At 52.2% G+C, this 25,645-nt stretch carries 19 protein-coding genes; 2 read left to right on the top strand and 17 right to left on the bottom strand.

Annotated features, from left to right (window positions below; all coding sequences use genetic code 11):
- Window positions 1–19: 19 nt before the first annotated feature.
- Complete coding sequence (locus KJB30_RS12065; protein ID WP_214299604.1) at window positions 20–886, bottom strand: chemotaxis protein CheX; 867 nt, start codon at window positions 884–886, stop codon at window positions 20–22.
- 28 nt (window positions 887–914) lie between these two features.
- Complete coding sequence (locus tag KJB30_RS12060; RefSeq protein WP_214299602.1) at window positions 915–1,274, bottom strand: response regulator; 360 nt, start codon at window positions 1,272–1,274, stop codon at window positions 915–917.
- Between the two features lie 154 nt (window positions 1,275–1,428).
- Between KJB30_RS12060 and KJB30_RS12055 the strand changes: the two genes are divergently transcribed.
- The gene (locus tag KJB30_RS12055; protein ID WP_214299600.1) at window positions 1,429–2,478 is read left to right on the top strand and encodes a peptidylprolyl isomerase; all 1,050 of its coding nucleotides are present in this window, start codon (window positions 1,429–1,431) and stop codon (window positions 2,476–2,478) included.
- An 85-nt stretch (window positions 2,479–2,563) separates the two neighbouring features.
- Here KJB30_RS12055 and yedE read toward each other — a convergent pair whose 3' ends face one another.
- The 11 genes from yedE to KJB30_RS12000 all read right to left on the bottom strand — a co-directional run bounded on the left by yedE (window position 2,564) and on the right by KJB30_RS12000 (window position 13,188).
- Window positions 2,564–3,622 carry a YedE family putative selenium transporter gene (yedE, locus tag KJB30_RS12050; RefSeq protein WP_214299598.1) on the bottom strand — a complete coding sequence of 353 codons (1,059 nt, stop codon included), beginning with the start codon at window positions 3,620–3,622 and terminating at the stop codon, window positions 2,564–2,566.
- The gene (locus KJB30_RS12045) at window positions 3,622–4,161 is read right to left on the bottom strand and encodes a hypothetical protein (RefSeq protein WP_214299596.1); all 540 of its coding nucleotides are present in this window, start codon (window positions 4,159–4,161) and stop codon (window positions 3,622–3,624) included. The genes yedE and KJB30_RS12045 overlap by 1 nt, the downstream gene beginning before the upstream one ends.
- Before the next feature lie 32 nt (window positions 4,162–4,193).
- Window positions 4,194–5,120, bottom strand: a complete 927-nt coding sequence (locus tag KJB30_RS12040; protein ID WP_214299594.1) for a phosphate/phosphite/phosphonate ABC transporter substrate-binding protein — start codon at window positions 5,118–5,120, stop codon at window positions 4,194–4,196.
- A 95-nt stretch (window positions 5,121–5,215) separates the two neighbouring features.
- Window positions 5,216–6,088, bottom strand: a complete 873-nt coding sequence (locus KJB30_RS12035; RefSeq protein WP_214299592.1) for a GeoRSP system SPASM domain protein — start codon at window positions 6,086–6,088, stop codon at window positions 5,216–5,218.
- 1 nt (window position 6,089) lies between these two features.
- Window positions 6,090–7,097, bottom strand: a complete 1,008-nt coding sequence (locus tag KJB30_RS12030) for a GeoRSP system radical SAM/SPASM protein (protein ID WP_214299588.1) — start codon at window positions 7,095–7,097, stop codon at window positions 6,090–6,092.
- Window positions 7,090–7,410 carry a GeoRSP system PqqD family peptide chaperone gene (locus tag KJB30_RS12025; protein ID WP_214299586.1) on the bottom strand — a complete coding sequence of 107 codons (321 nt, stop codon included), beginning with the start codon at window positions 7,408–7,410 and terminating at the stop codon, window positions 7,090–7,092. The genes KJB30_RS12030 and KJB30_RS12025 overlap by 8 nt, the downstream gene beginning before the upstream one ends.
- Before the next feature lie 3 nt (window positions 7,411–7,413).
- A complete protein-coding gene (locus tag KJB30_RS12020; protein WP_214299585.1) occupies window positions 7,414–8,403 on the bottom strand; it encodes a NosD domain-containing protein in 990 nt (329 codons plus the stop codon).
- 56 nt (window positions 8,404–8,459) lie between these two features.
- Window positions 8,460–9,389 carry a cytochrome c biogenesis protein ResB gene (locus KJB30_RS12015; protein WP_214299583.1) on the bottom strand — a complete coding sequence of 310 codons (930 nt, stop codon included), beginning with the start codon at window positions 9,387–9,389 and terminating at the stop codon, window positions 8,460–8,462.
- 3 nt (window positions 9,390–9,392) lie between these two features.
- Window positions 9,393–9,947: a glycine betaine ABC transporter substrate-binding protein gene (locus KJB30_RS12010; protein WP_214299581.1), complete on the bottom strand. Its 555-nt coding sequence runs from the start codon at window positions 9,945–9,947 to the stop codon at window positions 9,393–9,395.
- 59 nt (window positions 9,948–10,006) lie between these two features.
- The gene (locus tag KJB30_RS12005; RefSeq protein ID WP_214299578.1) at window positions 10,007–10,705 is read right to left on the bottom strand and encodes a peptidase associated/transthyretin-like domain-containing protein; all 699 of its coding nucleotides are present in this window, start codon (window positions 10,703–10,705) and stop codon (window positions 10,007–10,009) included.
- Window positions 10,702–13,188, bottom strand: coding sequence for a right-handed parallel beta-helix repeat-containing protein (locus KJB30_RS12000; protein WP_246545654.1), 2,487 nt, complete (start codon window positions 13,186–13,188; stop codon window positions 10,702–10,704). The genes KJB30_RS12005 and KJB30_RS12000 overlap by 4 nt, the downstream gene beginning before the upstream one ends.
- A gap of 287 nt (window positions 13,189–13,475) precedes the next feature.
- On the opposite strand from KJB30_RS12000, the gene KJB30_RS11995 reads away from it, so the two are divergent.
- A complete protein-coding gene (locus KJB30_RS11995; RefSeq protein ID WP_214299574.1) occupies window positions 13,476–14,237 on the top strand; it encodes a tetratricopeptide repeat protein in 762 nt (253 codons plus the stop codon).
- Window positions 14,238–14,257: 20 nt separating this feature from the next.
- On the opposite strand, the gene KJB30_RS11990 is transcribed toward KJB30_RS11995, so the two are convergent.
- From KJB30_RS11990 to KJB30_RS11975, 4 genes are all read right to left on the bottom strand, one after another.
- Complete coding sequence (locus KJB30_RS11990) at window positions 14,258–15,052, bottom strand: carboxypeptidase-like regulatory domain-containing protein (protein ID WP_214299566.1); 795 nt, start codon at window positions 15,050–15,052, stop codon at window positions 14,258–14,260.
- Window positions 15,053–15,122: 70 nt separating this feature from the next.
- Window positions 15,123–15,809, bottom strand: a complete 687-nt coding sequence (locus tag KJB30_RS11985) for a glycosyltransferase family 2 protein (protein WP_214299564.1) — start codon at window positions 15,807–15,809, stop codon at window positions 15,123–15,125.
- A gap of 23 nt (window positions 15,810–15,832) precedes the next feature.
- Entirely contained in the window at window positions 15,833–16,366 is a 534-nt protein-coding gene (locus tag KJB30_RS11980) for a hypothetical protein (protein ID WP_214299563.1), read from the bottom strand.
- Window positions 16,367–16,805: 439 nt separating this feature from the next.
- Complete coding sequence (locus KJB30_RS11975; protein ID WP_214299562.1) at window positions 16,806–25,250, bottom strand: CxxxxCH/CxxCH domain c-type cytochrome; 8,445 nt, start codon at window positions 25,248–25,250, stop codon at window positions 16,806–16,808.
- Between the last annotated feature and the right edge of the window lie 395 nt (window positions 25,251–25,645).

Here is a 25,645-nt window from a genome sequence, read left to right as displayed (position 1 = left end):
CAAGTCACTGCAAACAATTTCAACCTTTGATCAGCAGAATCAGCTCCATCTTTTCCTCGTCGCCAACATGAATCGGGAAACAAAGCCCGATGTAACCTTCCGGTACGGGAATACCCGCTTGCGGAGGATGAATCGTCACCGGCGGATTGATGTTCATGATCATACCCATCTGGGAAGCCTTGGCAGCCACATTGCCGCAAACCACGTTGACAAATTCCATGACAGTATCTTCCAGAACTTCCACCGGTTCCGTGTCAACGTTCTCTTCGCTCAGAATGGCTTTGGCTATTGTTTTCTGCAGCCCGGCAGAAACGGAGACAAGATAACGGGCTTCCACATCACCGCTGAAATCCATGGCAGCCATCATGAAGTTGGAAGAAAGGGTTGTAACCTGCTGACACTTACCGGGACGGAACTGAAGATCCAGCACCCGTGTGATCATCTTGTAGGTGAGATCAGCTGTCATTTCCCAGGTAGCACTGTTGGCGACCCCGGCAGGCAGTTCGATGCGGTCTGATACATATTGAGCTTGGTCAGCCTTGAAATCATCGAGATGTTGCTGAAGTTGTTCCTTACTGAAAGCATTGATCAGCACCAACGCTTCGCCGATGTAAAGATGGGTGTTTTTCTGGCGCGTAATAACTTCATTCAGCTGATTAAGGGTAAGGATACCCATCTCAACCAGAATATCACCCAATTTCAAATCTTTGGTCAGCTGTGCTCTGTGGGCACGCTCAATATCAGCCTGAGTGACATAGCCCATTTCCAGGGCCATTTCTCCCATTTTGAGATTCTTCTGTTCCTGCAACTCTATCGCCTGCAGCAGCGCTTCCCGTGAAACGGCACCCTTTTCCACCAGAAATTGCCCGAAAAATTTAACAGCCATTACTATCCCCTTGTGACATTTAATGAGATCAAAGTTCCCGCAGTATCTGCAAAACGTTCTCGGCCTCAAACGGTTTGGAAATTACATTTTTAGCACCCAGTTTGAGCGCCTCGGTAAACTTGTCTCCAACTCCGCCCAGCGAAGTAACCATTACCACTTTTACCTCTTTGTCGAGCACAACAAGGCTGCGCAAGGCGGTCAAACCATCCATGCCGGGCATATTCATGTCCATGCAGATGATATCGGGATTTTCCGAGTGGTTCATCTTGATGGCTTCTGCACCATTTTTGGCATGTCCGACACTGACAAACTCGCCTGATTCATTTATTATTTTTTCCAGCTGACGTGCCACCGAAAGACTGTCGTCAACTACCAGAACCCTCTTCATCAGTATTCTCCTCTCAGTCATAGCCATCCGCAGTAATGTCGTTTGCGGGCAGAAATGTAGCCTAAACCTGCTCAAAAGTCAAAATTATGTTTGAACTTCCAAAGCCAGGACACTATGCTATAATATCTACACTTTATCTACCAAGGAGACTTAAATGCACGTACGTAAATGCCTGACAAGTTCGTCATTATTCGCGATTGCTGCACTTTTCTGCATCAACCCCACTGCGGGATTTGCGGCGGAAGCGGAAAAAACGGTTGTTGCGCCGGCAGCAGCCCCTAAAACGGAAACAGCAAAGTCCGCCTCCTCCACTCCCGGACCTCAGGAAGTCATTGCCCGCATCAATGGTCAGCCTATCTATGGCATTGAACTGATACGCGCCAAGAAAGTTATTATGTCGAATCAGCCCAATATGCAGATTCCTCCCGAACGCCAGAAGGAATTTGATTTGCAGGCACTCTCACAATTGACTTCGGCCGAACTGCTCTATCAGGCAGGCAAAAAACTGGAAATCAAGGACCTGGAAAAGCAGGTGGAAGCCAAGATTGAGCAGGGAAAATCACGGTTTCCCAATCCGGAGGATTTCAAAAAAGCTGTCCAGGCTCTCGACATGACAGAAAAGGACCTGCAGGATTATACTCGACGCGACCTGATCATCTCCAATTTCATTCAGCAGAATATCGCCGCAAAAGCAACCGTCAGTGACGAGGAAAGTAAAAAGTTTTATGATGAAAATATCGACAAATTCAAGCAGAGCGAATCTGTCAAAGCCAGCCACATCCTGATTGGTGTTGACCCGGCGGCGACCGCTGAAGAGAAGAAAAAGGCACAGGAAAAGATATCCAAGCTTCGCAAGGATATAGCCGGAGGCGCCGACTTTGCCACAGTGGCGAAAGAAAGTTCAACCTGTCCCAGCAGCCAGCAGGGTGGTGACCTCGGATACTTCGGCAAGGGGCAGATGGTACCCCCTTTCGAGAAGGCCGCGTTCAGCCTTAAAAAGGGAGAGATCAGTGACGTGGTGGAAACCCAGTTTGGGTATCATATCATTAAGGTTACCGACACCAAAAAAGCGGAAACAGTTGACTACAAGGAAGCCAAGCCCCGCATTGATGATTACCTGAAGAACCAGAAAGTTTCCACCGCAGTTAATGATTATCTCGTTGAGGCTCGCAAGAAGGCAGAGGTTGAAGTACTTCTCAAATAATAGTTATTGCCTTTATTCCATGAAAAATGGCCGGCTGAGATTTCTCAGCCGGCCATTACTGTTTCAAAAGAGATCGAAATCTGTATCAGGTGCGGTCGCGACACACCAGTGAGCCGCACGCCACAGAAGCGAATCCGAGCAGAATGGCGACCTTGCCGTACAGGGGGACGCCGGCAGCCGTTGCTGCAATGCCCCAGGATTGGGAAAGTGCCCCGCCGATGAACATGCCGATGACCACCAGACCGGCATCCGCATCCCCTTCACCCGCTTTTATAAGCTGACGGAAAGGACATCCGCCAATCAGGACCGAAATCCATCCTACGAGCCCCATTCCCAGAAAACTCCATACGTACTCCAGATGGGCTCCAGGCTGCCCATACAGGCCCAAATTGAATCTTCCGGTAGCAAGATTGGCTACTGCCGCTGCTGCGATAAAAGCCAGCAAGCCCCAGATGGCGGGAACCCTCAGCCCCATCAAAAATGTATTGCGGATGCTTCCGGTTATGCAGAAACGTGTGCGCTGGGCCAGCGCTCCAAGCCCGACTCCTGCTCCAAGTGCCAAAAGCCAGGGAGCATACTGTGCGCCCCCTCCCTTGGCGGAGAAAAGCAGAAATCCGGGGCGGGTAATAAGAAAAACCAGAAGCAGCACAAACAGTATCGGCATCAGATGCCCTCCGTTTGCATTTCCCCGGTCCTGTCTAACCAGTTCAACTCCGCGGGCCAGACCTTTAAGTCCCATCCACACCCCTGCCAGCAAACCTGCCACACCGGCTACAGCGGTCAAATCTCCCGCAGAAAGCCGTAAAAACAGCTTTATCGGGCAGCCGATAAACACAGCACAGCCAAAAATCAGAAAAATACCCAGAAAAAGCCGGGAAAGGGGTGCACTTCCACCTCGTGACTGGAAATCTCGAAAGGCGATTGCACTTGCCGTTGAGCCGAGAACGAAGCCGATCAGTTCCGGCCGCAGATACTGCATGTTGGTGTTGTCGTGCAATCCAAGCGCACCGGCGCTGTTTTCGATGAAACAGGAGACACAGATGCCTGAATTTTCAGGATTTCCCCATACCGACAGCAGTACGCCAAGTGTCCCCAGAAGCAACGCTGTAGCTATTGTAGTCCAGAATTCAATGCTGCGTGTCATTACTCGCACCCCCCGGCCAGGCGGCTCTTGAGGTAATTGATCTTTTGCAGCTGCCCCGCCAGTGTCCTGTTGCCCGGATTAGCCGCAATACGTGCCGTGATGTCTTTTGCGCTGGTATCCACCAGCCGCTGAATCTCCCGGCGACGGGACAGGGGGCTCTTGTCATCGACATAATCACCGTTCAACCTGATTCCCTCCACAAATGAAGCAATCGCCTCATCCGGTGCCCCCAGATTCTGCAGAATCAATCCCTGCAAAATATGACCATGAGCCTCGCCAGGATATTTCCTGTTCAATTCATCCAGTTTCAGAAGCGCTTCCTGATTGCTGCCGGCTGACCGCAACTTGTCTACAGGCCCGTACAGCTTGTTGATCAACTCCACCCGGGCGTAATAAGCCATTTCCCGTTCAAGCGCCTTGTTTGGACCACTGCCCGACTTGTTATCCCGCCCGCCGTTTAGCACCAGAACAGCCACCAGTACTGACAGCGCAACGGCAAGAAGCGCCCAGCAGAATTTATCGAAGGAGTCTTTACACATTTTTTCTCGCATTCAGCAAACGATCACGCCGATTAATACTTCTGGTACGGCGGCATGTTCACACGCTTTGCCATGTCCCGGATGACATTGTAATCGCTGTCAGGCAGTTCCACGTATCCATCAACCCAGGCGGCTTTAAGCACTTTCAGCCGCTCGCCGTCAACCTCTCCGGTATCGGTTGCCTTCAGATTCAACAAGGCGTCCTTGACCTTCTTGACCAGTGCCGGATCGGTACCTTTGGCGGATCCGAATGTGCAATAGGGGATGGGTGCACTTTGTGCCAGAATAACGATATCATCGGCCGCAATTTTGCCGTCGCGGGTCATGTTTTCGATATCGAGTATCGGCGCAGCAGCAACATCATACTTGCCGTACACGACACCATAGATGAGTTTTTCGTGTTTGAAGGAGCCGGAAGGAATGGTGTAATGGGCCAGATCATTTTCAGGATTTATCCCGGCAGCAAGCATCAGGTCGTACTCGGCCAGATAGCCTGTCGGCGCCAGCATCGGCCCGAAAGCCATCCGTTTGCCCTTGATGTCGGCCAGTTTCTCTATTCCACTTCCCTTGCGGGCAATGATGGCACCTGCCGTACGTGGCCCGAACTTGCCGCGTTTTTCCGATGCAAGCAGCTCCACCCCCTGATTTTCATGCAGAATGACGTAAAGAATCGAGTTGGTATGAGTAAAGGCAAATTCACCATTCTTGAAGCGTTTTTCAAAATCGTTGGTATCAACCGGTACCATGACGAAATCCACCCCTACCTTTTCGGAAAGGTAGCTGGTCAACGGCTTGAACCTGTGCATGGTTTCTTCTTCGCTGTTGCAGAGCATATAGCCGATCTTCACTACCGGCCGCTTGCCTTCCCCCTTGCAACCAGCAACAAGCAGAAGCATCAGTATGGCACAGACCAGCAGCAGAACCCGGGAAAATCTCCTGTTACACATCCCTCTTTTCATGATTAACACTCCAAAGCTTTTAGTACCTGTCTTATTACCTGAATCCGTGACACCGGAACGCCCGGAATGCCGGAGCGACCATCCAAACGGAGATTTCACCTGCAGGCGACATCCAATCCATCCAGTGTTCCATTCAACACATAGGCTCTGCCGCGGCATCCGCCACGGCATTCTTTGATTTCCACACATGCCAGGCATTGGGCAGGATTTTCGAGTAACTTCCTTCGAAAATCCTTTTTGATACCGGACACCATTATCTCCTTCAGGGAAGCTGCGGTGAGGCTGCCCAGCGGTACCGGCAAGGTCGGACAGGGGTAAACGGTTCCACGAGGATCCACAGCAAGCATGGTGTTTGCCGCCTGACAGCCTGCCTGGGGAAACGGAATTGCGGGGTAAAACGCCCGCCAGATGAATGGATCATGTATCGTAAGGTTCAATCCTTCTGTGCCCCCTGCAGCTGCAAGCAGGCCGGAAAGATGCTGTTGTTCCTGTCTGCTCAAAAAGAAGGGAGATTCCTGATTGTACAGGCGTTGCATCGGCAGCACCACACGCTGAATCCCCTGCTGACGGCAGAAACCGAGCAGTGACGGCAACTCATGCCGGTTCTCTCTGGTCACCTGAAAGGAGATTCCTTTTGCGGCCCCGCTATAGTTGGAAACAGAACTCCAACCTGCAGCAGCGCCTTCCAAAGTATCGCAGGAAATCAAAAGTTCTTTGAGCTTGTAGTTTTCGAGAAGTGTTGCTGCTGGAAATGAAAGAGCTGCGGCCGGAACAGTCAGAGAGATGGCAATCGGGGAATCTTTGAAAGAATTCAGCACGGCAAGCGCAGGGCATCCCGGCTCCACAGCCGGTGAAAACAGCTGCAGCATGAGTGGCCGACAGCTGATGATGTCGCTGCAGATTTTCTCTACCAGCCCCTGTTCCGGCCCCAAGTCCCAGTATATGGTGATTGGTGCTGCCAGTTCCATGTCAGTTGCCCCAGCAGTGCGGGTCAGGACTGTTCATGTCCCCGGTAAGTGCCAGAGCACGGGCAGTACATCCTCCGAGACAGTCGTCGTATTTGCTGCAGCCGCTGCATTTACCGGTGGGCTGCTTGTTCCGCATTTTTTCCAGCACAGCCGAATCTTTCCAGACCTGGCGCAGATCATCACGGACGATATTGCCGATGACAATGGGTATGAAGCCGCAGGGGGTCATGTCACCGTTAGCCTTGATATTGAGGGAGAGCTTGCCGCACACGCTGCCTTTAACGAGTGTCCCTGCATCACGCGCATCGAGCAAAGCAATGATCGGATCATCAAGTGAAATATCCAGATCCTTCACCGTATGCTTTGCCGCAATGGCGGCACGGTAAAAATCTTTCCACTCAGCAGGAGTCAGATCCAGATCATCCTTGTTGGCCATTCCAAGACCGGAACACTTGAAGTTGTGGAAGTTGAGCTGTCCGACCCGCTTATCAAGGGCAACGGCAACAAGTTCATCAATGGTCGTGCTGTTGATCCGACAGATGACAGTGGAGATCGAGGTTGTGATTCCTGCTTCGCGCAGATGATCGAGTGCGGCCAGCGCACGTGCATGGCTGCCCTTAACGCCGCGGAAGCTGTCATGAACCTCAGCGCGATGGCTGTCGATACTGATGCCCACCTTGGTAAAACCGGCCTGTTTGAGTTCAGCAGCCTTGGCCTGATCAATAAGCCAGCCATTGCTGTTCATGGAAACACGCAGGCCCAACCCGGAAGCAAAAGCGGCTATTTCCAGGAGATGGGGGTGGAGCAGCGGTTCCCCTCCGCCGAAATTGATTGAAAACACGCCCGCCTTGGCAACTTTCTCCAGACTGGAGTAAAGCACATCCCGGGGCAGCTCCTCATGGGTGTCTTCACGGCTGTAGCAGTGGCTGCAGGCAAAATTGCAACTGTTGTTGATGGCCCAGTTGATTGTCAGTGGAGCCTGGAGTTGGGGCAGTGTCTCGTTACTCATATAGTATGAAACCTTTCTGGCTAAGCTCATCAAGAAAAGCCTGCACATCTTCGCGCAACACGCTCTCATCCACTTCAAACTGGCTGAGAAGCTCCTGCACAACCTCGTCTAGACTGCGGTTTTCGCAGAGTTTCCATATCTCCAGGCCCAGATAATTGATCGAAAGCATGGTTCCGCCGGAAAACAATACTGCGGTTCCTACGTCTTCAACGACCTCGCCACGATCAAGCGAATCCTGAACGCCGGCAAGCGCTTCATCTTCCTCGCGCCACATGACATCTGGATTACGACGGATCTTCTTCGTAATATCCATTGCTTACCTCCCCGCGTTCTTTACCGGTTCCATCAGAAAAGGCTCCACAATGATGCGTGCTACGCCGGGATCGGCTTTGCCATCAAAAACCAGATCACCTATTTTTGTCCGATCCGTGAAACCAAACCAGTTGCCTGCTGCCTGAACATCTTTTTGCTGCTCATCGGCAACAGCAAGGTTGTAATCGGAATTATCATAAATATTGTTATTTAAGATCGAGATGATATCAGCCTTGTAGAAGAAGATTCCCTTCTGGTTAGCGGTTATTTCATTGCGGCTGATCTCACCGGGACAGGCGCCCTTGATCCAGATGCCGAAGAACTTGTTATTGCGAATTGTATTGTGTGTGATAGCAGCACGGGAGATGCGGACATTGATCCCCCCTTTATTGTCCTCGATCAGGTTGCCGGTAACCGTGATATCCGCGGATATGCCAAAACCAGGGGTCCCTTTGGCATCATCCTCACGTTTGACGCTGATAGCAACGGCACACTTCCGCAACACATTATCCTTAATCAAAACTTCTGCTCCGTGAGCATGGATGCCATTGTAGGCATAGTCAATCCGGCAGTTTTCGATCACGTTTCCCCGGCTGCCGAGAAAATTGAGGGCAGACCAGTCTCCTGTCTGTGGCTTGGCTTCGGCTGACGTGAAAATAATCGGCTTTTCAGCAGTTCCCTTGGCAATCAGTTTACCGGTAACAATTATTTCAGCCTGTTCATAATAGGGAGACTCGGTTCCGAAAAGATTCTGGTCCAGTGACTTCAATTTTTTAAATCTGACACTGGTGCCGGGTGCAATGGTCAGGGTTATTCCTTCAGGCACATGCACATCTCCGGCTATCAAAATCTCGCCTTTCCAAAGTGTGTCCCTGGTCAGCGTCACTTTTCCGATTTTAGAGACGGCGGCTTGAGATACTCCTGCTGCCGACACCACAGCCGTAATCAAAAAGAAGCAAAATGCCCATAGTGCAGATCTTCCCAATCCAGTCATACAACACCCCTCCTATCTGATTAATCGTGCTTTCGGAGTTCCTGAACTACTAAGACCTATATGGCCTTTGCTGGGCTTTTCCTGAAGAACCGACGAGCAAATGCCAGGACAGATCCTATCGCCATGACAGTGAAACCGGCAAAAACATAGGGGCGTCCGGGATCCCGGACAACCTGGATACCTGCATAGACCCCATTGGGACTTCTGGTGATCTGGGTGTTATAAAAATAGAGCCCTTCCCAACGGAAAGGATTGTTGACCTCTGATATTCCTGAGGCCACTTTTTCGGAGTTCCTGAAAAGCTCCAGATCCACCCACTGCCGCTTTAGAGAAGGAGTCTGGAAGGCAACCAGCGCAAAAGAGTACGGGAAATCAGGTGGCAAATCACGCATGCCGGAAGTTGAACATGTTCCCAACCTACGGGCTCCTTCAAAAACAACGAGGTTCAAACTTTCGGATTGCGGATCAAAAGCATCGATGTATATGCGGTAATTTCTGAATTGAAAACTCTCACCAGTTTTGGAAACAAAAAGCTGCTCTTTCTGCAGACCATGGAGTACTCCTACCTTCACCGGAACCGGCCAAAACTCGCGGTGTACCTTCTTTACTCCCAGCTCGACTCCTATATTTACATCCTTGTCTTCGTCCCAGCGATATAGCTGTTCAACCGTGGTTCCCTCATAGAGATTGACAGTGGCAACATAGCCGAATGATGTGAGGATACATCCGACGAGGGTGGCTATCACTCCGCCATGCAGGATCAGAACCGGCTTTGAGATGCTTTTTATTCTACGGATGGTACAGAGTATCAGATTGAGCCCAAAAGCGCCCAGCAGTGAAAGAAAAAAGGGACTGACATAGATGGCGCGGCTTTCCGTAAAAGTCCCGGGTATTGCCAGTAAAGCAATTCCCAGAAACAGCACTACAGCGCACTCTGTTGATGCGCACCAGATCACGATTTTTTTTAGCTTGGCATATAAGAGCATCCGTTAAATCAGCTTTTTGCCCTTTAAAAATTCCTTCGCGACTTTTTTGGTCTTGTCGTCTGTCTCAGCTGATTTAAGGAGTTTTGCATAGGTATCGTTGGCCAATGCACTGGAGAGTTTGTTCAGCAATTTTGGCAGGGCGGGGTAATTTGAAAGAGTTTCGCTGGTCAGCACCGGGGCGTATTTAACCCCGCCTCCGATAGGATCAAGCCAGATCATGTTCAATCTGGACTTGTACTCACTTTTGACCTGTTCATAAGTAGAATCTTTGGCTTTGCCGACAACCTCCGCTCCATGGGAAGGACTTTCTATGATTACATTCAAGGCTCCCTGCCTGGCCGCATTATAAAGTTCTTTGGAATTCTTGAAGACCTCTACTTTGACTGAAGAGCCTGTTCTCTCGGAAATCAACAGGGAGGCCATTTCTGCCAGCAACCGTTCATTGGAGGTAACAACACCAAGATGAATTGTTTTACCCACGCAGGCGGAAGAAATATTTGCGATTGAAACAATGGCAACGGCACATAAAGCAATACACCAGATAACTACCTTCTTCATGTTTCACCCCAATTTTTTGATGTTTGTAAAGTTCTGTAGCCTACTAAAAAGATTAAGAATCAATATACCGTAACCGCAAGATCCATGGCAACATCTGATTTTCCGGGTCGGGACCCGATCTCAACCGTTGCGGCAACGCCTGCAGGCAATGGAAACTGTTTATTGGCCCCTAGGAAAAACTTTCCCGTCTTGGGAAGATATAACTCATACCTTCCGTCTTCATCGGTCCAGGCAGACATGAAAGCCGGAACGTCAGAGATTTCTTTTGCCATGCTGGCAAATGCATATGCGTTAGCAACCGGCTTTCCTGCGGCATCAAGAATTCGCCCATGGAGCCGTACCGTTTCCCCCACAGCAGAACGTCTCTTCTGACCGATCTCCCGGATATCAGCAACAACGAAGTCGGCTCCGGCTTCTGCACCGCTTTCAACCTCCACTTCCGTCGGTTCACCGGAGTGGCGATCACCCGATGTCAGAGGGCCAAACAAAGGGCCCTGCTTAATCCGCGCCACAGCCCGATATTTTCCGGGCGGCAGAGATACAACAACACGCCCTTCCTGATCGGACGGAGGAGAGATGAAATCAGCAGGCTTGCGAACATTTACCCCTTCATACAAGAAAATCTTGGCTCCCGTCACCGGTTTACCATCTACATCCAGTACCTTTGCCTTGAGGCTCCCCGGGGCAGATGCAAATGAAAGGCCGGACAGCATGGCCAAAACCAACAGAAGCAGCAAACATAGTGTGACCGGCTTCACAACTTCACCCCCGCCCCGGTTGCAACAGGCGCCGTCAGGTACGGTTCAAAAAGCACGTTGCCGATACCTGGTTCATTCCTGCCGTCAAATATGGTTTCAAGTGGTTCAGTTGTCCCCCACCAGTTGTCCCTGGCCGGCACATCCTCATTATTGAAATCGCCCACTCTGATGTTGTAGTTGCTGTTTTTGAAGAGGTTGTTGCGGGTAATAAAGAGTCCGCCCCCTTTTTCTCTCACAAAGATCCCGGTTTCATTGCCGACGATATCGTTTTCCCGTATGACCGCATTTCCCAGATAGGAACGGATACCGATGGAATTTTTTTCAAACTTGGACCGCCGAATCTCCACCGGCCCGCTCCTGAAGCGAATTCCGCCGGTATTGTTGGTGAAAAGGCTGTCCGTCACGACAAGATTGGTGAAATGACTGTGCAGTCCCCAGGCCGCATATTCTAGAATGCAATGGGAAACAATGCTGCCTGTTGCATATTCCAGTTGGATTCCCTCCCAGTCCTCGGCACCTTTCTTGTCCCGGGAAGTAAAGCGGATCTTATCAGCAGGGGTTCCCGATGCAATCATCCTGCCCTTGATGAGCAAAGTAGTGGCAGGGGCAAATACAACTGTTGTGCCGGGGAAGATTTTCAATTCTGCACCGGCAGGAACAGCAAGATTTCTAGTGACTCCGATTGTTCCCCGCCAGGTGGTATCGGTGGGAAGATTTGCCAGGGGCCAGGTAAAAGAGAACGGGCGCTCACTCGGATTATCAGCCAGCACACTGCCCCGATTCGGATCAGTGCGCCTGTCGAGTACGACACGTGCCGGATCATCCCCGCCCCACCAGTTGAAGGGAGCTGCAATGTCGGTTTTTCCATCCATGTCGATGGCGTAGCGGCCATTTCCCGCAAGGTTGTTTTCAGTGATGATCCCGTCAAAGGAAAACACGCCGATACCCCGTTCGGCATTGTCGGTGATCTGGTTTCCCTTAATCATTGCCTGGGATTCCTGGATGCTCAGGCCGGTAATCCCGTTGCGCGACATGACATTGCCGTTTACTTCGACATTATCGGCATTTTTCAGGGAAAGCCCGGTCTCGAGGTTATTGGTGAAGCTGTTACCGTTGTAGCTGCCGTAAAACATATCCGCCAGCATCAGGCCGTAGCGGTTACCGTCGATCAGGTTTTCCCGCAGAGTGGATACCCCTTCGCGTATGCGCCACCCTTCCCGCCAACTCCCCATTACCATGTTGCCACTGGCTGAAAGAGTGGTACGGAAAAAATTGGCACCAACATAGTTGTTATAAAGGACATTGTCCGTAAAGCTGAGGTCCGAGTCCCTGCCCTGGACGCCGCTCTTGTTATCAATCAGCCAATTACCCTTCATATCCACCAGAGATTCCTGAAACTGTACGCCGCGATAATTATTGGAAAGAACAGAATTATGCAGAACAACATTGGAGAAATGGAAATGCAATCCCCGATAGGAATCTTGAATGCGGCAATATTCGATCAGATTCTGGGATTCGGCACTGTTCATGATATTGATGGAATCCCAATCCCCCATCTGTTTATCTTTTTCAGCGGAGCGGAATGTGATCGGTTTTTCCCTGGTGCCCTTGGCAATCAGGCGTCCTTGTATCAGCAGTCCGTTTTCGCCGATGCCGTCACTATTGGTATCCCGACGGACAAACTCGATCACAGTGCCCGGCAGGATGATCAACCTGCTTCCCTCCGGCACCCTGACGAGACCGGAGACTTCGATCCTTCCCTGCCAGACCGTCTCACCCATGGCAACCGCGTCCGCATAACGCCTGCTTACCGGCCCTTCCTGGGGCAATTCCAATCGCACGCCGGGATCAAAAGCCTTTGGGCTGGCGGTATAACTGTCCCTGGTGCGATTTTTCTCAATCAAGGTGGCTTTCGTAGTCATTTGGGCACCCTGGAAAATACAAGTGCCATAGTCATTGTCCGAAACTGTGGAATTTTCCAGGGCTGCAACTGCTTTTTTGCCCTGGAGCACCAGGCCATACCGGTTGCCACTAAGAGAAGCATGTTTCATCTGCAGTGAACCATCCAGCAGAGTCACGGCAGTTTCTGCGCTGGATATCCGTAGGAACTGCATGGCTGCCGTTCCCGTATCGACAATTATGCCGGCCCAGCTGCCCGTTTTTTTCTCTTCACCCGCAAACACAACCGGAGCTTTTTCAGTTCCCTCCACCTTCAAAGTTCCCCTGATGGTGATTTCGGTGAGGGGCGAAAGATATTCAGGATCGGTCTTGGTGCTTTCGGCTGCCACCACTTTTACAATTGTCCCTGGGCGAATGGTAAGAGTAATCCCCTTGGGCACCAGCACATCATCGCTGACTTTGACTTCACCTTGCCAGACCGTATCTGTCGTAATAACAGCCGCATCAACCGCACCGTCAAGTAGAACCATAAAGAATATAACGGCCATAAGCAGTCTGAGGCATGTACCTGAAAAGCGTTTCATGTGAAGTCTCATTGGTTATATCCAGGAATGAAATGAGAGAGAATCTGCTTGATCCTTTGTGGATGGGTATCCATGGGACATACCACCATGAATTACCATAACTGTCAACCATCGTCTGTCAGTAATTTGAACAAATTGCAAGACTCCTTTACCCTGAACATTCTCAACTGACCAGCTCTTTACCCTTCCGGTCCGTGACACGAAAAGTTCTTGCTTTTCTTGTGCCCCATTAATAGACTAAATACCTGATTTAGCTAATCCTCCCACTCACCCTAACGGAGTTACCCATGCTTAGATCCAGTTCAAAAAGAATCCTCCTTTGTATGAGCCTGTGCGTTTCAATGTCCTGCCCTGCGTGGGCTGACTATGCAGCCGGCCAGAAGGCCTTTCAGGCTGGTGAATTCAATGTGGCATTGGAGGAATTCAAGAAGGACAATAATCCACTGGCATGGTACCGCATCGGCATCATCTATGATAACGGCCTCGGTGTTCAGGAAGACTGGAGAAAGGCGCTGGAATGGTACAAAAAGGCGGCTGACCAGGGATCCGATCTTGCCCAGCACAGAATTGGCGAGATGTATGAAAATGGCCGCGGAGTTGCTGAAGATCTGAATGCAGCTTTTCAGTGGTATCTGAAGGCGGCCGATCAGGGGATGGAAATTGCTCAGTATAAGACCGGGGAAATGTATTATAAGGGCAAAGGGGTCAAACAGAACATTCCGGAAGGGGTCAAACGAATACTGCAGGCAGCCAAAATGGGAAACATGAAAGCCCAGTACGATGTGGCGGTAATGTATGATACCGGTACTAATGTAAAAAGGGATCCGGATGAAGCGACAAAATGGTTTATCAAGTCAGCCAAGCAGGGACATAACAAAGCCCAATACATTGTCGCCCAAATGTACCTGCGAGGTGACGGAGTCAAACCGGATCGAAGTGAAGCGCTCCGCTGGATGAAAAAGGCTGCTGACAACGGACATAAAAAAGCACGCATGGACCTGGACAACCTGAACAACATGGTGATTGAGCAACAACCGGGAAATCAATAGCTGTACTGGTGTGATCAGATCTATTCCGGATTGCCCCTTGCACTGAATTTTGAAACCTCGATATCGATCCCCTTTACAATTTTCCCATTTTCAACGTTCACAGCGCCAGGCTGTCCCGATTTACCATAACTTCCCATAAACTCGCCGTTAACCGGTTTTCCTCCACCATAGTGGGTGCGCACTTTCAAGTAATAGGTTCCCTGTCGGGTAACTGCAATATGATATTTTCCGTCTGCCCCTGTCTTGTCGGAGGCGTAAAGCGGCCTGCCCATCATCCCCGGAGAATCATATGCAAGAACACGAACACCGGCAACCAGCCCGCTACTTTCGTCTAGTACAGTCCCTTCAATCCCGGTAAGTCCTTCGGTTGAGGTCGGCTTTTCTTTTTTAAAAGGCGCAGCCACGGCAATCGTGCCGATATTCGTAGTCCTGCCTGCCTTAACCACAAATGCTTTCGGCAGCCCATTCTTAAGCCGGGCATAATACTGGGGGTCCCCCTCTTCGGGTGGTCCAGCACTATCGGGGTTTACCCGTTTGCGCATTACAAGATAGTATTTCCCGGCCGGGAGTTCCACCGAAAACTTTCCCTCACGGTCCACTGCAGCACCGGCATCAGGTATGCGTAAATGTTTGTTACTTGAAGGTGCCGGCCCTTTCGCAGCATCAAACAGCAACACCTGCGCTCCCATCATGGGACCGTATTGCCTGGTGATCCATCTGCCGGTGATTTTTCCGGCCCTCTCCACCTCCGCTGCAAAACTGGAGCAGGTCAAAAGGCTTAACAAAACAGTGAAAACGATGGTTTTGAATGTCATTGGAGGAGTTGCCTTTCCGAGATATTTTTTCGAAATTTGAAGCATGGGGAAAATAATTTCAGCTACGGTGTCAGGACTGCAAAAGGTTGTACTTCAGTACGCATTTCAGGGCCGAAAAGCCATCCCTCCACCCTACCTTCTTCCCCTCCTGATACGACCTTCCCGCATAGGAAATTCCGACTTCATAAATTTTTAAATTCAGTTTAGATATTTTTGCAGTGAATTCAGGCTCAAACCCAAAACGGTCTTCCTCAATTTTGATATTGGCCAGGATTTCACGTTTAAAAACTTTATGGCCTGTCTCCATATCACTCAGATTAAGATTGGTAAACATGTTTGAGAGCAACGTCAGGAACCTGTTACCTACCATGTGCCAGAAGAGGTGTACTCTCCTAAAGTCCCCCGTGACAAAGCGGGAACCGAATACCACGTCGGCACTTCCCTCCAGAATCGGTTGAAGCAGTTTCGTGTACTGTTCAGGAGCGTACTCCAGATCAGCATCCTGAATGATGATTATATCCCCGCTAGCGTGTTCGAATCCGGTCCGCAAGGCCGCACCCTTTCCCATATTACGTTCATGCCTGAACACATGTGTTGTCTCATTAACCAGTTCAAGAAGTACTTCAGACGTACCATCCGTAGAGCCGTCATCTACAAGGATCACTTCCTTATTGAAGTCAAACGCCTGAACCCGGGCGTATATCTCTCTAATAGTCTTTTTTTCGTTATAAACAGGCATTACAACAGAGAGTTTCAATTTGAACCTCGCACGCGGACTTTCTATTTATTCTTGTCGAAGGAACATTTGCCGGTCTCAATGCAACCATCACCCTGGCTGTCTCCAATCTTGATGCAGCCGACTGTACCCCAAGGCTTTATTTTCAGCAGAGAACCATAACCATGGTCACGGCAGAACTTGCTTCCTTCCGTACCCTTAGCCGCAGAATACATGACAGTTGAATCACTGGCCGCACATGAAAACCACTTCCAGTTCTTGTCGCTGACGATAAACATGTCAGAGCTCGGGCAATAACGGGCGACATCATTATAATTAAATATTTGATCTTCAATAATATTGAAGGGCGTACAAACACTGGACCACAGGTTGTTACTCGTCCCCTCCGGACAACATTGTCCGTCTTTCTGAAGTACATGGCCATCTTCACAGATCTTTATACCGTTTTTCCCCACAACGGCTTCAAGCGAAGCCGGCGGCAAAACCGGCTGTATAAGATTCACCTCGCTCGCTCCAGCGGAATGCGTATGAACCACCACAATAAACAAACCAACCACCAGAAGCCTAAACTTTTCCATAAAACCTCCTCATCGTTTGAGTTGCTCGTCACGATACAACACTTACCATCTGACCTCCAGTTTTTGAACAATTTTATAAGCTAACTGCAAACTTTCCACTGTTGTCATTCATCATTTAATAACGTTCAATACCCGTCCCGCAAAAGGAACTGCATTGTTTTCAAAAGTAGTAAATATGTTCGCACAGTTATCCGTGCAATTAAGTCAGGGGTGGGCCCGCTCCTGCTGACATACATGAAGTTGAGCTTCTGCGGCATTGCCGCAAAACAAATAAAGGTGAAACCGTAGCGGCCTCACCTTTATTTGTTCTTGTTGAATCAATCAATCAGCATGGGTAAACCTCAGCCGATGCGACCACCCTCGGTCTGACATAGGTATGCTTTTTCATGGGGCCCTCCCCTTTCCGCACGATAACGTGCAACATCCGTTATGACGTGATCTACCATTGTGTCTTCTTATTCCAACGCTGCGATGTGTATGTGTTATATGTCGCGCCACCTGCTGTCGCACTCTGGTGACACATGGTGTTGGATTCAGTGGCAATAGCAGTGCTTTTGACACCCTTGCCGAAGAACCATTTGCCTGCAGTAGCATTCTCTTTCCCACTGCCATTACCGCCGCCACCCTGCGGAAAGCGACCGACGCCGGCACCGGAACTGACGCTCTGGTTGTTTCCAGCCGCGGCTGATGTACCTGCATTAGCGGCCTCACCGCCAGAAATCACTCGGCCACGGTGTTTTGCGTCCAGACAATTGGTCACAAGCAGACGCGGCAGGCGCGAGTTGTGTGGCGTATGACATTTGGAGCAGGTAAAGGCGTGCTTGGTGTTATTGGCATTGCCGCCGGTGGCAGTTGCCCAACCCTTAACCGTGTTGTGGATCCTCTTCATGCTCTTCCAGTTGGCGGTTGTTGCGGCTGCAGTGTTGTTGAGATCAGCCTTGGCATGACACCCGGTACAGAGCCCGGCAAACTGGGTATCGGTCGTACTCTGCAGCGTGGTTGGGGTGCCGGGGAACGTCCAGGTATCGCGTGCTGCACCGGATGCCACACCCATGCTGTTCTGATCAATTTTGTAGCCGGGCGTACTGCCGCGGGTCCATGAGTTCAATTTGTCACCACCGCCGCGGGTTTCATTGGTGTTGGCCGGTGTCGCGTCCTGCTTGTAGGGCGAGGTGACCCAGGTACCTTTGAGCAGCGGCACCATATACGGCTGGTTGGCCGGAACCGCAGGGCTGACGCCGTGTGGGTCATGGCACGGCGTGCATAGCCCCCCGATCTGTTTTGCTGGCGTAGTGGTCAAGCTGGTGTAGGCACCGAAGTGTCCTCCCTTATTGTCCGGGTTATTTTTCTTGTAGCTGTAGGTGACCGTTGAGGCGAAGGTCGAGTAGTTACCGAAGTACGGCTTATCATTGTAGCCGTAGATGCCCTGGCTGGAGCCAAAGGTGCTGTTATAGCCCCAGGGAGCATTTGCGCTCGCGGTTCGGGTGTTATGACAGTCGAAGCAGAGCGAAGCACCCGTGTTGTAGGCGTTCTTGTTCGGTGCTGCCGCATCGCCGCCGGCGGCCGGTGAATAGTCGGCGTTATAGCCACCGGCGCCTGCATTGGTGGATTTGAGGATAGCACCCTTGTTACGCCCGGTGGCACTGGAGTAGCTGCTCATGATGCCACTGGCTGAAGTGCCGTGGGAGTTGTGGCAGTCGAAGCAGAGTACCTTGACACTGCCGCTGGTATTTGCATACGTCTCGCCCGTTGTGCCGTTGCCGACAGCCCAGCCGCGGTTGTTCAGATCGGCGCGGCCGTGGGCAGAGTAAGCCTTGTTCATGGTTTTGGTCTGGGTATTGTTACCAGCGACCTTGCCCCAGGGAGTGACTGTTCCAGAACTGTACCGGTCAAAAATGCTGTAGGTATCCCATGAATACGTCTTGGGAGTTCTATTGTCACCGCTGGCGCTGAAAGGCGTGGTTGCGTTGTTACGGCTTCTGTGGCAACCGACGCATACGTTATTTACCTTGGCGTACTCTGTCCGCTTGCGTGATGCAGCGCCATTGGCAGTATATCGGGTAAAGACAGATCCGCGCGCACCAGCACTCCATATCATCAGATCGACTGGTTGGCCGGAGGTCCGGTCGTGGTAAGTAGTATTAACTGTCCCGCTGGTATCAGCCGCCTCCATGTGGCAGGGGTAACAGAAACTGGCGCTCAGCTGTACACCCTGAATATGGTGGGACTCGCCAGCAAACTGAGGAATAACCGCGGCACGGGCACCGACCTCACCGCTGTGGCAGCCGATACAGGTAGGCTTGTAGGTTCCCGTATCATAGTTGCCGGTAGCGCTGACGCCCCAGGTCGGGCCGGTCGAGGCAGTGGTGTTGTGGCAGAGGATATTGAAACAGTTCTTTGTGGCGGCGACATAGGTGGCTGATGGTCCCACCACGCCGGCATCGAAAATAACATCGACAGCGCCGTTGACATGTTTGGGTGAAGCAAAACCGGAACCGGAGTGACAGATCAGGCAGTCGATGCCGTAGCCTCCGTTGTCAGAGCTTGCAGCATGCTTCTGGTGGCTGCCGGTAAAGGTCGAGGTCTGGTTTCTGTGACAGCTGCCGCAGTTGAGCGAACCGCTGCCCCAGGTCGGATTTTTAAAGGTTTTATCGTAGACGTCGCTGTGGCAGTAGACCTGGCATGTGCCGTAGCTTGTGCTGGGGGCCAGCTTGCCGGTAGTGCCGCTGGTGGCGTATGAGGAGCCGCCGCTCGGCATGTAGCCGGTGCCGCTGTAGCCCGCGGTCTGGTTCAACCGCTGGGCGGTGGAGTAAAACTGCCACTCAACCTCACCGTTGACATGGTAGTTGTTCGCCTTGATGCCGTGGCAGTTGGCGCAGGCCAGCCCCAGTTGGCCATAGCCGCTGCCGACATGGGCGCCGTGCGAGCCCCTGGTCTGGTAGGTCACGCCGTTCACGCCATGGCAGGAACCGCACGCTGCCTGGGTGCTTCCGACTTCCCAGTTGGGCTTTGTATTGGTTCCGCCACCCAGGGCCTGCAGAGTTCCGGTTCCGCCACCATGGCAGTACAGATTTTCACAGGTGTTAAGCTTCTTCACGTCGGTTGTGCGCCGTACGCTCGTGCTTGTTCTGTTTGAGAAATAGACGATCTTCGGCGTGTAGTTGGCCGACAGGGTCGAATAGCCCCAGAACGTGCCTCTGCTGACTTTGCCGCCAAAGCCGTTGAAACCGATTTCAAGTTTGTAGCTCGGCATCTCCTGGGAATAATTGTAATGGCAGACATCGCATTTCTTGCCGATGTTCGGGTTAATGGTATGGGCCTGGTGTGCTCCAGCCAATCCTGCGGTAAGTGCACCGACGGCAGGGACGACCACGCCCGCCTCATCAATCGGCGGACGGCCGTGGCAGGTATTACAGCTGTCAACGACGCCGTTGACATGGAGCGCGGGGTTTTTAAAACCGTCACCCGCAGCATTGACATGTTTGTGACAAAGGACGCACTGATTGGGAATATACGGTCTGCCGTTAACTTCGTCATAGTGCGTATAACCGGGCAGCGGGGCTGGTGGCGGATAGGAATGGCACTTGACGCAGTCATTGGCGGCGGTGCCATTCAGAAATGGTGCATTCCAGACAGGCACGACCGGTGAGCCGAGGGTGCCGCCGTCCAGCGCGGCAGAGCCGTAAGGTCCAGTGCCTTCATTGGAATTCATGCCGGCGCCGTGGCACCAGACGTTGCTGCACTGCCTGGTCCCGAAATTGTAGCCGGGAGTATGGGCGACACTGGTGTACCCGTTCTGCACGCCGCTTTTTGCCACGTTGCCGTAGTTGATTTCCGCCGGCAGAGGTGTATCGATGTGACCGGGGGTATAAGGCCCGGTGGGCTTGAAGTGGCAGGCAGAACAGTCGATCTTGGCCGAATACTTGAGCGGCATCGACGTAATATGCTGGAAGTGTGCTCCCACATAAGGGTCGGTATTGGAGGTCGTGCTGTTGGGACCGGCGGTGCCGTAGAAACCGGCGCTGCCCGGATTTGTATTGTGGCATTTGTTGCAAAGAGGCGTGGCGCTTTCCGGGCCCCAGGAAAGAGAGGTAACGCCGGTCTTTGCTCTTCTCGAACCGTGACAGTTGCCGTTGTAGCAGGTGCCATAGGTGCCGGAGCCGGTTATTTTGGCGGAGCTGTAAGAGTAGTGCATGTTCTCGCCCAGACCCGAGAAACTGAAATCGATCTGGCCGTTGGCGTGCTTCGGAGGATTGGCGTCGCCGCCGGTACCATGGCAGATGCGGCAGTCAAAGCCGGTCACTTCGGCCCCGGCGTGCTGGGGATGACCACCGGTCGTATTGGGTTGACCGGGGTGACAACTGTTGCAGTTGGTAGTACCGCCCCAGGTAGGGTTGGAGAAAATGGTCGGAGCGCCGACCCCGTTGTTGTTCGGCTGGACCACGTTGCTGTGGCAGTACAGATTTGCGCAGGAACCGTAGGTGCCGGGTGCAGTCGGTGCCTGGGCGCCGGTTGACCCTTTGTTTGCACCACGGTAGGTTGCCGTTCCGGTAATGGTTGAGAGATCCCATTCAACATTGCCGTTGATGTGGGCGGCACTGGTGGAATAGTTGCGGAAACCATGGCACTTGCTGCAGTTGATGCCATTGCCGAAGCCCGGCTCGGTGCTGGCGTGCTTGTGATGGCTTCCCGATGTAGGAGCCACCTCTCCGGTAGCGGCATGGCAGGAGCCGCAGCCGACCTGGGTAATGCCGGTCCAGGCAGGCTCCGTGTTGTAGCCGCCATTGCCTTCCCATCCATGGCAATAAACATTGCAGGTCATGATGGTGGAGGGAGCCTGCTGTATGGTTGTGCCGAGCGCTCCCGTCCAGGTGTAATTGTTGGCAGGGGGCAATGCCCGCAGTGTACCTGTACTGATATTGCCGAAAAAGCCTGGGAAGTTGGCCCCTTTGATGCTGAAGCCCATGTTCAGTTGCGTGTTCCCCAGTGGTGTGGCGCTAAGAGCGTGGTTGGCGTTGCTGTGGCAGACGAAACAGGCCAGCTGCCGTGAATTGTGCTTTGCATGGGCGCCGGCATTGGTGGCATAGGGGAACAGAACATTTGTCTGGGGAACTACCAGCATTTCTTTCGAGGTGGGGGGGTTGCCGTGGCAGTCGTCGCATGACCCTGCTGTTCCGGCAGATTTGAAGCCGACATTATGGGAATGGCATTTGGTACAGTCGACGTTGTTGTTGTGATCTTTCCAGGTGATCTTTGAGGTACTGTACTGATGAAACCTGGTGTTATGGTGGCACACTTCACAGACATTGGTGCTCACCGTTCCGATCCGGTTGTCATTGCCGAACACACCATCCACACTGGCGCCGCCGGCTGTAGAAGTAATCGAAAAAGTTACCGGGCGATTTCCGTTGGGAGTGGCGATTATCTCTCTTATCTGCTTGATATTGGATGTATTGGGCGAGTGACAGGTATTGCAGTCATGGTTCAGCCCCCAGGAACCATACCTGGCAGTACCGGTCTGGAGGCTGCTGTGCATCATGGAGCCGTATTTGCTGACAACGGCATAGATGGGATCGGGGCAATTGACCTCTCCTCCACTGCTTTTGGCAACCTTGACATGGAGGGTTTTCATTGCTCCCTGGACCGCGGCAGGCTTGGAAGTGATGTTCAGGGTAGTGTATTTGGAGCTGCCGTTGGTGGGTATGATGAAATTATTTCCAGCGAATGCGGATGTGGTGAAATTGGCGTCATCAGCGTCAGTGCCGACGATGGAAAGCGTAAAGGTCGTAGCAGCACAGTTGCCGGTATCCTTGTTGACGATGCCCACCGACATTGCCACGGAATTACCCGCCTTGACATAGGAGGCCATGGGATTGATGGTCAGCTCGGGCAATTCGGTGCATCTGTTCTTGATGCTGGCAGTAGTGCCCTTGGCGGAACCTGCGCTGGTATTGGCGACCGAGTCGACTGCACAGACACGATAGCCGTAAGAGACACCTTCATCCAGTCCCTTTTCGGTGTATGACAGTGCCGATCCCTGGTAAACCAGGAATGACTTGACACCATCGGTCACGCAGTTACGGGGAGCCGGCGCATTACCAAGGCCGCGCACCAGTCTATAGGTAACTGCACTGCCGCTGAGGTCGGTGGAGCCGATCCAGCTCAGGTCAATTTCGGCACGATCGGTGTCATTATGGTAAGTACCGGTAACGGCGGTAAGAGATGGCTCCGTGGGAGGCAGCTGATCCATGGTTATTATGGCGCTGCCGGAATCATTAAGCAGCAATGCGTTGGTCACCCTCGTATGGGCCACCGAAATCACAACTGCCTTGACCGTAAAGGTAATGTTCTGGTTTCCCTTGGGGGTGATGGTCACATAATACTCAGTGCCGGTCTGGGTTGCGGCCAGACCGGTGGTGGGAACCTGCCAATCGTCGTCTTCGGTAGGGGCTGTCAGTTTCCCCAAAGATGTACCGGCAGCATTTACGATATCCACCTGCCCGACATAATCCGAGATGACTTTATCGACCGGCAGAGTGCTGGTGGTTGTCAGCATGACCGTCACATTGCTGATAGTGTCGTTGACGCCCCCGTTGGTTTTGAGGCCAAAGGCATCCACTTTGGTCTTGCCTGCGTTCCAGGGAATGATCTGGTTACCCGGCTCGGCGGTTATGAAATTAGTCAGTGATGTTGTCGGCAGTATGGTCAGGGTGCCTGAGGCTTTATCGGTGTTTATCCCGATGGTGCCTGTGGTGGCAACGGTGAGGTTACTGACGAGAGTGGTGAGGACCACATTGGTGTTGGGATTATCGCCGATACTGACGCTGACCAGGTATTTCTTGGTGGCTGTACCGACGGCCAGGGAGAGTCCGGATATGGTGGCGCTGTTACCAGTGATGGTTGTGGTTGAACCAACCAGGGGATCGCTGCCGTCAAGGGTGCCGACCAGGGTACCGGTATCGGCATAAATCCTGACTTCCTTGACATTGGTGCTGTTGAACATCGGGCTGCCGGTGAGGGTAATCGAGTTGATCGTCTTGGCTTTTGCAGCGCTGAGGGTGAAGCCGTTAATCACTTTATTGACGTCGGACGCATATACACTGGCGTTTGCTATCGTTGCACCATTGCCCACATCCACATTTTCGTTTTCCGCCGCTGTTTCCTGCACTGTCAGCTGGGCGCCGACAGAGCTGCCGAGTCCAATGCGCATGTTGGCCGTAACACCGATCTGAATGCCGAGCCGGGCACCGGCCGGTACAGAACTGAAATCCTGTCCGGCCAGTGAGGTGGTGATTGTCTGGCTGGTCGAAGTGGAAGTCGAGAATGTGGCGGCTGTCGGTGCATCAACCCTGACTCCGCCGCTGGTAACGTAGAAGAGCCGCAGGGTTACTGTACCGCCTCCGGCAGGTGTGTAGACCCGGTAGACAAACGAGCCCCCCTTGATGGTCTTCATGATTGACGCGTAACCGGCCCCGCCGAAATAAAGCCGGGCGAAGTCGGTCTGGGAGGTGGTGGTTGAATATCCCTGTCCTGCGACGCTGGTGCAGCTGTGGACCGGGTAGTTGAGCAGGCCGACCAGGGGAAATCCTGAACCGGCGGTGTTCCTGGTAACACAGGTGGAGTCGGTGGTGCCGGGCCCTGCTGATTCGGAAATTCCTGCCAGGGAAGTACCGTTATCCCAGTCAGCGGGATAGATCTTTGTAACTGCGGTGCCGCCATACCTGATGATGGGGGTCGAGGAAGATGTGCTGGAAACGTTGGTGACACCGCCAGCCGCGCCGGTCACCGTGAAATAGGTGCTGTCGACGATACGTGCCCCGACGGTGGTGTTGTAAGTAGCGTATCTGAGAACATTATAAACGACAAAATAACGTTGGGGGGTTGAGGTGATGGTCTGGGGGGTCGTCAGGGCATAACTTTGACCGGTGAGCTGGCTGAAGGTATAGGGTCCGCCGACGAGGGTGTCCGAGGCTTCGAACATACCGTCACTGTCAGCATCCTTGTAAATGTAAAAGGAGGCATCACCCGGTTCGTCGTCACTGATGTAAGTGGTGTTGTTGGTGCCGATCTTGTCGAGTTTGCCACCGGTCCAGTTCGCTCCGCCCGCAACGTTGGAATAGAGATCGAACTGAAGCATGGCGATATTGCTGTCGCCCTGGGTAACCGAGCTGAGCTGCCCTTTATAGTAGTCGGAAAGATTGGTGACGGTCACCGAATTAGCGACATAAGGAGCTTCGGTAACGGAGAAGAAGGAGTAGTTGGTGCTGTTTCCCCAGTAAAGACGGGCAGCGGATGAGGTACTTGCCATCTGGCAGGTGATGACCACCTTGATACGGTGACCGGCTGCGATATCTTTGGGGGCCGGATTGGTAAAGGGCAACTCAAGGGGAGTCTGAACTGAAGGATGGGCTTCTACGGCATCGGAAGTCCAGAGCAGTACGCCGTTGTTGGCGGCACCGGCCGGGTTGTAGTCATAGACTTTTGCCTTCCAGGTGATGTTGTTGGTGCTGCCGTTGCCATCCCTGACACCGATCGTAACTGCCGGGGCTGTGACGGTCTGCATGCTGGCGTAGGCAGGCCCGTAAGCCCTGATCATATCCTGTTCAGTAGTGACGGCGGAGGCAGTAACCCTGCGGGAACTTGCATATACCCCGGTCTTCATGGAGATCTTGCCGTTGCGGGTCTGATTGGTGTTGGTGGTGCCGTCGGCTCCGAGGTTTACGCCTGAACTATCCAGCGTGAAATAATAAATTTTGGACGCCGTATCGCCGATCAGAGGTTTGAGTATAGCCTGATATAGAAAAATCCCCACAACGAGCATACATACAACGCCGACTTTTGTACGCAGCCTCATACCCAGCCTCTGTGCAGCAAGTGCTTCCATTTCTGTTCCCTCGTATTATCCGAATAACTGCAATCTGACGTGCCAGCAATGGGGCACATGTCGGAGGCACCAGCTCCAGATCCGTTCCCGCAAAGCCCTATTCTCATTAGTGTATACCATTGGGCTCTCATTAAACTTGCAAGTCCCCGGTAAATCAAGAAAAAATTATTTAACTACACTTGATTAACTACAAACGGCTAACGAACTTGATCATATGGGGCAATAACTGCAGACACATTTCCGGGAAAACTACTAAAGAAGCGACGAAATTACTTGATGTTATGGGTCGGGAAACATATCTGCACTGGCTTGTGTAATCTGCCTGGTAACGCATAAAAAGATGTTTGCCGATGCACGACAACCATCATCTTCTTCCACTGGGGTGCACCATGGGG

The sequence above is a fragment of the Pelotalea chapellei genome (assembly GCF_018531195.1).
GTDB lineage: Bacteria > Desulfobacterota > Desulfuromonadia > Geobacterales > Pseudopelobacteraceae > Pelotalea > Pelotalea chapellei.
This window is presented reverse-complemented; position numbering and strand designations above follow the sequence as displayed.